This window comes from Photorhabdus noenieputensis, assembly GCF_018448935.1.
Taxonomy (GTDB): Bacteria; Pseudomonadota; Gammaproteobacteria; order Enterobacterales; family Enterobacteriaceae; genus Photorhabdus; species Photorhabdus noenieputensis.
On record NZ_RCWC01000031.1, the window covers coordinates 30,505 to 42,323 of the forward strand.

At 46.5% G+C, this 11,819-nt stretch carries 5 protein-coding genes and 1 pseudogene; 5 read left to right on the plus strand and 1 reads right to left on the minus strand.

From position 1 onward, the window contains the following. Positions 1-5: 5 nt before the first annotated feature. From EAE91_RS17995 to EAE91_RS18005, 3 genes are read left to right on the plus strand one after another with little or no spacing between them, the layout of a single operon-like run. The gene (locus EAE91_RS17995; RefSeq protein ID WP_214089674.1) at positions 6-1,277 is read left to right on the plus strand and encodes an MFS transporter; all 1,272 of its coding nucleotides are present in this window, start codon (positions 6-8) and stop codon (positions 1,275-1,277) included. Next, complete coding sequence (locus tag EAE91_RS18000) at positions 1,274-3,046, plus strand: ABC transporter ATP-binding protein (RefSeq protein WP_214089675.1); 1,773 nt, start codon at positions 1,274-1,276, stop codon at positions 3,044-3,046. The genes EAE91_RS17995 and EAE91_RS18000 overlap by 4 nt, the downstream gene beginning before the upstream one ends. Then, entirely contained in the window at positions 3,039-4,784 is a 1,746-nt protein-coding gene (locus tag EAE91_RS18005) for an ABC transporter ATP-binding protein (RefSeq protein ID WP_244868918.1), read from the plus strand. The genes EAE91_RS18000 and EAE91_RS18005 overlap by 8 nt, the downstream gene beginning before the upstream one ends. Positions 4,785-4,893: 109 nt before the next feature. Here the strand turns inward: EAE91_RS18005 and EAE91_RS24350 are convergent. After that, positions 4,894-5,021: pseudogene (locus EAE91_RS24350) on the minus strand (IS110 family transposase); the annotation flags it as partial. A 544-nt stretch (positions 5,022-5,565) separates the two neighbouring features. Between EAE91_RS24350 and EAE91_RS18010 the strand changes: the two are divergent. Both EAE91_RS18010 and tcaC read left to right on the plus strand, forming a co-directional pair. Further along, a complete protein-coding gene (locus tag EAE91_RS18010; protein WP_214089676.1) occupies positions 5,566-7,260 on the plus strand; it encodes a Tc toxin subunit A-related protein in 1,695 nt (564 codons plus the stop codon). A gap of 59 nt (positions 7,261-7,319) precedes the next feature. Next, a complete protein-coding gene (gene tcaC, locus EAE91_RS18015) occupies positions 7,320-11,777 on the plus strand; it encodes an insecticidal toxin complex protein TcaC (RefSeq protein WP_214089677.1) in 4,458 nt (1,485 codons plus the stop codon). Positions 11,778-11,819: the final 42 nt, after the last annotated feature.

Genomic DNA, 11,819 nt, shown 5'->3' on the forward strand with positions numbered 1-11,819 from the left:
ATATCATGAAATATAATCATAACCTTGTTGGTTTATTCGGTCTTTATTGTGCGCAAGGCGCTCCTCTGGGGTTGGCAATTTTTGCCTTGCCAGGGATCTTACGGCAACAAGGGGCTGATATGCAGTTTATCGGTCTTATTGGTTTATGCATGTTACCCTGGGCATTCAAATTTATCTGGGCTTCTTTCATTGAAAACCATAAACCGTGGGGGTTTAGCAAACTTTCTTCTGGATTAGCTTGGATTCAGCTACTTAAAATACTTTCATTGCTTGCTGTCGCTTCTCTATGGTTTTTCAGTCCCCAAACTGATGTCATTGGTTTGCTGATCATACTCACATTAATTAATCTGCTTTATGCCAGCCAGGATGTTGCTGTTGATGCTCTGGCAGTGCGCACTTTTGCCGGCAGCCGTCATGTCAAAGTGAATGTCGGTCAGGTTGCCGGGTTTAGTTTGGGCATGCTGGCAGGGGGTATTCTTAGCCTTTATGTTTTCAGTTCTGTGGGTTGGCGTAATATGGTGCTGTTTTTTTTACTAGTTCAGATAGTCTGCCATATCCCATTTATGCTTAATAAGGATAAATTCAATATCGATCAGCAACTTCCTGTTAATCCCGGCAGTGCTTCCATATGGAAAATATTCCGCCGTCAGGGAAGCTTGCCAGTCATTCTGATGGCATTGCTGTTCAAGTTCGCCAGTACGCTTGGGGCTGCATTGATATCACCTCTCCTTGTGGATATGGGCGTTAATCTGGAATTTATTGCTCTGATTTCCGGCAGTGTTTTAATTATCAGTTATATCACAGGAGCGCTAGTTGCGGGTTTTCTTCATCGCTGGTTTTCCAGCCCGGCTTTGGCATTAAGCGGGCTGATTGCCAGTGCGTTATGTTGGCTAGGACTGGCGATTTCACTGACTGTATCGTCAACAGATCCCACAATGGTCTTTATCTTTTTTGTCTTAGAGGGCTTCTTTTTCAATCTGAGTTGCGTCTCTTTCTTTTCTTGCTTCATGTGCTGGAGCGAAGGCGACAGCAAACAGGATGTTATTCAGCCAGGAACAAATTTTACATTGCTGCAATGTTGTGAAGTGCTTGGTAGTAGTGCGGCAATGGTCATTGCCGGAACGTTGGCGCACTACTGGGGATTCACCAATGCTTTCTATGCGGCGGTTGCCGGGAGTATTACGACAATTATTATCGTGACAGTCTGTTTCCGTTTGGCTCCGTCTATGATTGTCCGCCCGCCTGCTCAGCTTCAGCAAGTTGAGGTACATCAATGAAATCAGATGATAGTGCTTTTTCTTGGTTGATGAAATTGATCAGGACTCAAAGGAAAAGAGTGATCATTTCCATGATCTTAGCTGTTGTCTACTCTTTGTTGGCATTGGTGCCTTATGTGCTGATCTATCGCCTGATAGATATTTTTCTGCATCAGCCTGATGTGACGGCATCGCAGGTATGGTGGTTGGTCAGCCTGGCGGCAATGGCGTTGGCTGGTAAGATCATATTGCAACTATTTTCCGGTTTACTATCACATAAAGCCGCTTTCCAGCTTCTGTTTGAATTGCGCCGCAAAGTAATTGCACGAGTGGGTGATTTGCCGTTGGGTGCGTCTAATCGCCATACCTCTGCAACAATGAAAAAAATCATCTCAGATGATATTGGTAGAATAGAAACATTCATTGCTCACCACTTACCGGATATTGCGGCGGCTATTGTTTCACCGTTAGCAGCGGCAACATTGCTGTTTTTCTTTGACTGGAGGCTGGCGTTATTAGCGTTGATCCCGCTGCCGTTAGCGATTGCCATGCAATGCTGGATTTTTAAGGGGTTTGATTCGCGTATTAGAACTTATCATCAGGTGGTAGCAGATTTGCATACTAGCGTAGTGGATTTTGTTAAAAGCATGCCACTCGTCAAAGCCTTCAATATGACAGTCGATTCCCATCAGCGATATGCTAATGCAGTGGAGCAACACCATAGATTAGTTACCGGATGGCTCGCCGATACCCGAACTCCTGCTGCGTTGTTTAAGTTGGCTTTAGATTTGGGGTTGTTGTGTATTATGCCCGTTGGTATCTGGTTATATGCTCAAGGGGATGTGGAGCTAGCGATATTATTTATCTTCATGCTGTTGGGAATTGGCTTGATGGAACCATTCTACAACCTGTTGCAATTTGCTGGCATGTTCAGCGAAATGCTAAAAGGCGTGGAAAATATCCGTGATTTTTCTAATCAGCCTCAGCAACGGGAAGGGCATGTTCCACAATCAATCAATGGCAGTGATATCTGTTTTGAGCACGTCACATTCAGCCATAATAATGCGGTTATTCCTACGGTAGATGCTCTCTCTTTTATTGCGCGGCAAGGGGAAATTACTGCGATTGTTGGCCCCTCAGGGGCAGGGAAAACAACCGCGGCTCAACTTATTCCACGGTTATATGAGTATCAGCAAGGTTGTATTTCGATTGGTGGAAGCGATATTACCGCGATGCCTTTGGATCAACTAATGTCATTGGTTAGTTTCGTTTTTCAGGATGTATTTATCTTCGAAGACACCATTATGAATAATATCAGGATGGGGAATCAGGATATTTCGGAATCGCAGATTATTGCAGCCGCTAAAGCGGCTTGCGTTGATGAATTTGTTCGTGAATTACCGCAAGGATATCAAACAGTGGTTCAGCAGGGGTCGCTCAGTGGTGGGCAGGCTCAGCGGATCTCTATTGCTAGAGCGATAGCAAAAGATTCTCCAGTTTTAATTTTGGATGAAGCGACTGCCTATGCGGATGCGAAAAATGAAGTGAGAATCCAGCAGGCATTGTCCCATTTGATGAAAGGGCGCACGGTATTGGTCATTGCTCATCGGCTAAATACACTGGTCAATGTCAATAAAATCATTGTGATGGATAATGGAGGTAAAGTGGCGGAAGGAACGCATCAGCAACTTTTGCAGGAGTGCCAACTTTATCAGAATATGTGGGATGCTCATCAGGCGGCAAAAAGCTGGCATGTGGCTATGCGTAATCAGGAGGTTTCGCATGTTTAAGGCGTTTAATCTTTCCCACTTGGTTGGAAAACCACTGAAAGGGCTTTCAGGTATGGTGGCCCTCTCCATATTAGATGCTTTACTGGCATCAGCGCCTTACGCATTTCTTTACTACATCATTCTCGATATGCTTTCTGATATGCCCGATATGGTGTATCAGTTTAAATTAGTCGGAGGTTGTGCAGCTTTGATGTTGGTTCGAGTATTACTGGCTCGTACACTTTATTTCAATATTTCACTGATTGGTTTCGATGCAGGGCGTACGTTACGTAAAAACCTGGGAGAACATTTGCGCCGTATGCCGATGGGTTTTTTTCAGCGGACGGATATGAGTAGCGTTAATAATACATTGCTGAAAGATATCGATATGATCGAACATATTTTCACGCACTTGTATGCGCCAATGATCGCAACGGCTTCCGTACTTTGTTTCTTTTCTATCGGATTATTATTGAAAGATTGGCGTATGGCGCTGGCTATGCTTTCAACTTTACCTCTGGCGGTATGTGCTTATTTACTGATGCGGCAATATGCGCGTCGCTGGCAAAATAGGATGCAGCAATTACTGTTCAAACTTAATGATGCTTTGATGGAGTATATTGATGGCTTGAAAGTGTTGAAATCTTATCGGATGCTTGGTCAGGCTTTTGGCCGTTTGAATAATGTACTTACGACAACTTATCAACAATCGCTGACTGCCGAAAAAGCTGGCGTCTGGCCGATATACAGTTTTAATTTGCTGGTGGAATGCGGATTTATCGTGTTGTTGATCGCGCTGACTTGGGGATGGTTGGGGCATACTCTGTCACTAGCGGAGGTACTGGTATTTCTTATTGCAGCGGTGCGTTTTTTCCGGCCATTATTGAATATGTCAATGTTTCTGGCGGAGTTGAATTATTTTAGCTTGGCAACAGAACGGGTTAAAAAAGTATTTGAATTGCCTGAATTATCGCAGGGAAATACCCGACCGCAGCTCAATAATATGACGATTGAATTAGATAATGTGTATTTTGCGTATCCTGATAAACCAGAAATTTTTCGAGGAATAAATCTAACTATTGAAGCGAATAAAGTGACTGCTTTGGTTGGGGCATCCGGTTCAGGGAAATCAACGCTGGCTGCACTAATAGCCCGTTTTTGGCAACTTTCAGCAGGAAGTATTTGGGTAGGTAGTGGGGACCAAAAAATTGATATTGCCTCTATGGAGATGGAATATTGGCAACAATATATCAGTGTGGTATTCCAGAATAATTATATGCTCAATGACACGATTGGTAATAACCTCCGAATTGCCAACTCTGATGCCTGTGATGAAGAATTATTGCGTGTCTGCTGTCTAGCAAGGTTGGATAGTTTATTGAATAAATTGCCTGATGGATTGAATACGAAAATCGGTGCAGATGGAATACGCCTTTCTGGCGGAGAGTTGCAACGGCTTTCTATAGCAAGAGCATTACTAAAAAATGCGCCTCTGGTTATTTTGGATGAAGCAACGGCTTCGCTCGATCCAGAAAATGAAAGAGATATTCAATTAGCGATGCAGTCATTGATAACTAATAAAACGGTGTTGGTTATTGCACATAAATTGTCATCCATTGAATATGCGGACAAAATTGTGGTGATGAATAATGGTGAAATTGCTGAGCAAGGACAACATCAGCAATTATTGGCAAATCGAGGGCTTTACCACGATCTTTGGACACTACAGCAATCCGCACAAAATTGGCGGTTAGCTTAAGCTATTGAATAGTTAATATTTCCTGTGGGCAGATCAAATGGCCCACAGCGTATTGACAAAGTGCTGGTTTTTATCTGACATTTAATAAGCAACTGTCTTGAGCAACAATTTATGACACAATCTGATGGTATGACTCATCTATTCTTCGTTCTTTCTGATCATGGCATTCAGGATGGTCAGAAGTTTGCGCATACAGGCAACCAGAGCCACTTTTTGGGCTTTACTCGCGGGCTTTAATCCCCCGGGGTTTATCAGGCTGCACACACTGTGCCAAATCTAATCATGTCAACATTGTAATCAATTTTCAAGATACAAGGGGTTACTGCGGATTTTGTTAAAAATCTAAAATGCCCCGATAGATGCAAGCCTGATTACTTTCAAGCTGAAACTATTACGGGGTTTCTTTTCCACTATGATTAAATTAATTTTTTATTCCTACATTAATAAAAATTGAGCTTAACATAATAAGCTTCCACGCTATAAAGTCATGCCTCCATCAATTAACAACTCTTACTAAATAGTGAAAATGATTCTAATTGCCTAAGATAAATGATGCGCTAGCCTATTATCATAAATTATTTTTCATTTTTATAACACTTTTGCTATCAGCACCTTAGATGAAGTTTCTCATACTGGTCGTTTTGTTTATCTCTGTATCACCTCAATTGAACCAGCAATAAACAAACAGAAATAAAAGGCGTGTTTATGAATTGTTACACCAAGAAAGCTAGCTCGATTTTCGAAACTAACCTTCCAAGATGTTCTAATTCTAAGCCATGTAATGGTGACTGTTATGCAAAATAAAATATCATTTTTATCAGGTATATCCGAACAGCCCCTGCTTGACGCTGGTTATCAAAACGTTTTTGACATCGCATCAATCAGCCGGGCTGCTTTCGTTCAGCCCGTTCCCACCCTACCCGTTAAAGAAGCTTATACAGTCCATCGTCAGGCGCGGCAACGTGCAGAAAATCTGAAATCCCTCTACCGAGCCTGGCAATTACGTCAGGAGCCGGTTATTAAAGGGCTGGCTAAACTTAACGTACAATCCGACGTATCTGTGCTTAAAGATAGTTTGGTAGAGAATATTGGCGGTGATAAAGAAGCACGCCGCGATGCTAATGGCGAGCTCATTATGGATGGCAGTAAACCACGTTATTGGAATGTGATGCCATTGGAACTGGATACCGCATGGGATACCACACAGCTCGCCACCACTGATCCAGATGTGATTGCAATGGCAGATCCAATACATTACAAGCTGGCGATATTCCTGCATGCCCTTGATCTATTGATTGCCTGCGGCGACAGTGCTTACCGCCAACTTGAACGCGATACTTTAGTCGAAGCCAAAATGTACTACATTCAGGCACAACAACTACTAGGGCCGCGTCCTGATATCCATACCACCAATACTTGGCCCAATCCCACCTTAAGTGAAGAAGCGAGTGCCATTGCCATACCAACACTGCTTAGCTCACCGAAGGTGATGACGTTTGCCGCTTGGCTGAGTACAGGTGATACCGCCGATATCGGTGATGGCAATTTCCTGCCACCGTACAACAATGTACTGCTCAGTTACTGGGATAAACTTGAATTACGCCTATACAACCTGCGCCACAATCTGAGTCTGGATGGTCAACCACTAAATCTGCCTCTGTATGCCACGCCGGTAGACTCGAAAACCTTGCAACGTCAACAAGCCGGGGGCGATGGTACAGGCAGCAGTCCGGCTGGCGGTCAAGGTAGTGTCCGAGGCTGGCGCTATCCACTATTGGTAGAACGCGCCCGTTCTGCCGTCAGTTTGTTGACTCAGTTCGGCAACAGCTTACAAACGACGTTAGAACGTCAGGATAATGAAAAAATGACGCTGTTGTTGCAGACTCAACAACAAGCCATCCTGAAACAACAGCACGATATACAACAAAATAATCTCAAAGGATTGCAACACAGCCTGACCGCATTACAAGCCAGCCGGGATGGTGCATCATTGCGCCAGAAACACTACAGCGACCTCATTAACGGCGGTCTATCTGCGGCAGAAATCGCCGGTCTGACACTGCGCAGCACCGCCATGATCACCAATGGCGTTGCGACAGGATTACTGATTGCCGGTGGAGTCGCCAACGCTGTACCTAACGTCTTTGGGCTGGCTAACGGTGGATCTGAGAAGAAACGCCGTCTCAAACGTATCGCCGTTACCCTGCCAACACTTCTGGGACCCTATCAAGATCTTGAAGCCACGCTGGTAATGGGAGCGGAAATCGCCGCCTTATCACATGGTGTAAATGACGGAGGCCGATTTGTCACCGACTTTAACGACAGCCGTTTTCTGCCTTTTGAAGGTCGAGATGCAACAACCGGCACACTGGCGCTCAATATTTTCCATGCGGGTAAAGAGGGATCGCAACACGAGTTGGTTGCTAATCTGAGTGACATCATTGTGCATCTGAATTACATCATTCGAGACGCGTAAATTTCTTTTCTTTTTCGATCACAGGTCCCTATCAGGGGCCTGTTATTAAGGAGTACTTTATGCAGGATTCACCAGAAGTATCGATTACAACGCTGTCACTTCCCAAAGGTGGCGGCGCTATCAATGGCATGGGAGAAGCACTGAATGCTGCCGGCCCTGATGGCATGGCCACCCTATCTCTACCATTGCCCCTTTCAACCGGCAGAGGGACCGCTCCTGGATTATCGCTGATTTACAGCAACAGTGCAGGTAACGGACCTTTCGGCATCGGCTGGCAATGTGGTGTCATGACCATTAGCCGACGCACTCAACATGGCATTCCACAATACGGTAATGACGACACGTTCTTATCCCCACAAGGCGAAGTCATGAATATCGCCCTGAATGACCAAGGACAACCTGATATTCGTCAAGACGTTAAGACATTGCAGGGCGTTACCTTGCCAATTTCCTATACCGTGACCCGCTATCAAGCCCGCCAGATCGTGGATTTCAGTAAAATCGAATACTGGCAACCTGCCTCCGGTCAAGAAGGACGCGCTTTCTGGCTGATATCGTCACCGGACGGTCAACTGCACATCTTAGGGAAAACCGCGCAGGCTTGTCTGGCAAATCCGCAAAATGACCAACAAATCGCCCAGTGGTTGCTGGAAGAAACCGTGACGCCAACCGGTGAACATGTCAGCTACCAATACCGAGCCGAAGATGAAGCCCATTGTGACGACAATGAAAAAACAACTCATCCTAATGTTACCGCACTGCGCTATCTGGTACAGGTGAACTACGGTAACATCAACCCCCAAACCAGCCTGTTTGTACTGGATAATACCCCTCCGGCACCGGAAGAGTGGCTGTTTCATCTGGTCTTTGACCACGGCGAGCGCGATACCTCACTTCATACCGTACCGACATGGGATACCGGTACAGCGCAATGGTCTGTACGCCCGGATATCTTCTCTCGCTATGAATATGGCTTTGAAGTGCGTACCCGCCGCTTATGTCAACAAGTGCTGATGTTTCACCGTACCGCGCTCATGGCCGGAGAAACTAGTACCAATGACACGCCGGAACTGGTTGGACGCTTGATACTGGAATATGACAAAAACGCCAGCGTCACCACGTTGATTACCATCCGTCAATTAAGCCATGAACAAGATGGCCTCCCTGTCACCCTGCCACCACTGGAGTTAGCCTGGCAGCGATTTGATCTGGAGAAGATGCCAACATGGCAACGTTTTGATGCACTAGATAATTTTAACTCGCAGCAACGTTATCAATTGGTTGATCTGCGGGGAGAAGGGTTGCCGGGTATGCTGTATCAAGATCGCGGCGCTTGGTGGTATAAAGCGCCGCAACGTCAGGAAGACGGAGACAGTAATGCCGTCACTTACGGCAAAATCGCCCCACTGCCTACCCTACCCAGTTTGCAGGATAACGCCTCACTAATGGATATCAACGGAGACGGCCAACTGGATTGGGTAGTCACCGCCTCCGGTATTCGCGGGTACCATAGCCAGCAACCCGATGGAAAATGGACACACTTTACGCCAATCAATGCCTTGCCAGTGGAATATTTTCATCCAAACATCCAGTTCGCTGACCTTACCGGGGCAGGCTTATCCGATTTAGTGTTGATCGGGCCGAAAAGCGTGCGTCTATATGCCAACCAGCGAAACGGCTGGCGTAAAGGGCAAGATATCCCCCAATCCACAGGTATCACTCTACCCGTCACTGGAACCGATGCCCGCAAACTGGTAGCTTTCAGTGACATGCTCGGCTCCGGGCAACAACATCTGGTGGAAATCAAGGCTAATCGCGTCACCTGTTGGCCTAATCTGGGACATGGCCGTTTTGGTCAACCACTAACTCTGTCAGGATTTAGCCAGCCCGAAAATAGCTTCAATCCCGAACGGCTGTTTCTGGCGGATATTGATGGTTCCGGCACCACCGATCTTATCTATGCACAATCCGGCTCTTTACTCATTTATCTCAACCAAAGTGGTAATCAGTTTGATGCTCCACTGACATTAGCATTGCCAGAAGGCGTACAATTTGACAACACTTGCCAACTTCAAGTCGCCGATATTCAGGGATTAGGGATAGCCAGCCTGATTCTGACTGTGCCACATATCGCGCCACATCACTGGCGTTGTGATCTGTCACTGACTAAACCCTGGTTATTGAATGTGATGAACAATAATCGGGGCGCACATCACACTCTGCATTATCGTAGTTCCGCGCAATTCTGGTTGGATGAGAAATTACAACTCACCAAAACAGGCAAATCCCCGGTTTGTTACCTGCCATTTCCGATGCATTTGCTATGGTATACCGAAATTCAGGATGAAATCAGCGGCAACCGGCTCACCAGTGAAGTCAGCTACAGCCACGGCGTCTGGGATGGTAAAGAACGGGAATTCAGAGGATTTGGTTGTATCAAACAGACAGATACCACAACGTTTTCTCACGGCACCGCCCCCGAACAGGCGGCACCGTCACTGAGTATTAGCTGGTTTGCCACCGGGATGGATCAGGTAGATAGCCAATTAGCCACGGAATATTGGCAGGCAGACACTCAAGCTTATAGCGGATTTGAAACCCGTTATACCGTCTGGGATAACGCCAACCAGACAGACCAAGCATTCACTCCCAATGAGACACAACGTAACTGGCTGACGCGGGCACTTAAAGGCCAACTGCTACGCACTGAGCTCTACGGTCTGGACGGAACGGATAAGCAAACGGTGCCTTATACCGTCAGTGAATCGCGCTATCAGGTACGCTCTATTCCCGTAGATAAAGAAACCGAATTATCTGCCTGGGTGACTGCTATTGAAAATCGCAGCTACCACTATGAACGTATCATCACTGATCCGCAGTTCAGCCAGAGTATCCGGTTGCAGCATGATGTCTTTGGTCAATCACTGCAAAGTGTCGATATTGCCTGGCCGCGCCGCGAAAAACCGGCAGTAAATCCCTATCCGCCTACCCTGCCGGAAACACTGTTTGACAGTAGCTATGATGACCAGCAACAACTATTACGTCTGATGAGACAAAAAAATAGCTGGCATCACCTGACTGACGAGGAAAACTGGCGATTAGGTTTACCGAATGCGCAACGCCGTGACGTTTATACTTATGACCGGAGCAAAATTCCGGCCGACGGGATCTCTCTCGAAGCCTTGCTGAAAGCAGACGGCCTGCTAGCAGATGAAAAAGCGGCCGTTTATCTGGGGCAACAACAGACGTTTTACACCGCCGGTCAATCGGAAGTCACACTGGAAAAGCCCACATTACAGGCTCTGGTCGCGTTTCAAGAAACCGCCATGATGGACGATACCTCATTACAGGCGTATGAGGGCGTGATTGAAGAACAGGAGTTGAATACCACACTGATACAGGCCGGTTATCAGCAAGTCGCGCGGTTGTTTAATACTGGATCAGAAAGCCCGGTATGGGTAGCACGGCAAGGCTATACCGATTACGGTAATGCCACGCAGTTCTGGCGGCCTCAGGCTCAGCGTAACTCGTTGCTGACAGGGAAAACCACACTGACCTGGGATACCCATCATTGTGTAATAATACAGACTCAGGATGCCGCTGGATTAACGACGCAAGCCCGTTACGATTATCGTTTCCTGACTCCGGTACAACTGACAGATATTAATGATAATCAACATATTGTAACTCTGGATGCACTAGGTCGAGTGACCACCAGCCGGTTCTGGGGCACGGAAGCAGGACAAGCCACAGGCTATTCCAACCAGCCCTTTACACCACCGGATTCTGTAGACAAAGCGCTGGCATTAACTGGCGCACTCCCCATTGCCCAATGTTTAGTCTATGCCGTTGATAGCTGGATGCCGTCGTTATCTTTGTCTCAGCTTTCTCAGTCACCAGAAGAGGCAGAAGCGCTATGGGCGCAACTGCGTGCCGCTCATATGGTTACCGAAGATGGGAAAGTGTGTGCGCTGAGCGGAAAACGGGGAATAGTCCATCAGCACCTAACGATTCAACTTATCTCGCTATTGGCAAGTATTCCCCGTTTACCGCCACATATACTGGGGATCACCACTGATCGCTATGATAACGATCCGCAACAGCAGCACCAACAGACAGTGAGTTTTAGTGATGGTTTTGGCCGGTTACTCCAGAGTTCAGTCCGTCATGAGCCCGGTGATGCCTGGCAACGTAAAGAGGATGGTGGGCTGGTTGTGGATGCAAATGGCGTTCTGGTCAGTGCCGCTACAGACACTCGATGGGCGGTTTCCGGGCGCACAGAATATGACGACAAAGGCCAACCGGTACGTACTTATCAGCCCTATTTTCTAAATGACTGGCGCTACGTTAGTGATGATAGCGCACGAGATGACCTGTTTGCTGATACCCACCTTTATGATCCACTGGGACGGGAATACAAGGTCATCACTGCTAAGAAATATTTGCGAGAAAAACTGTACACTCCGTGGTTTATCGTCAGTGAGGATGAAAACGATACCGCATCAAGAACCCCATAGTTTTATATATTTTTATCTGTTGCCCAGCAGTACATTGCGGGG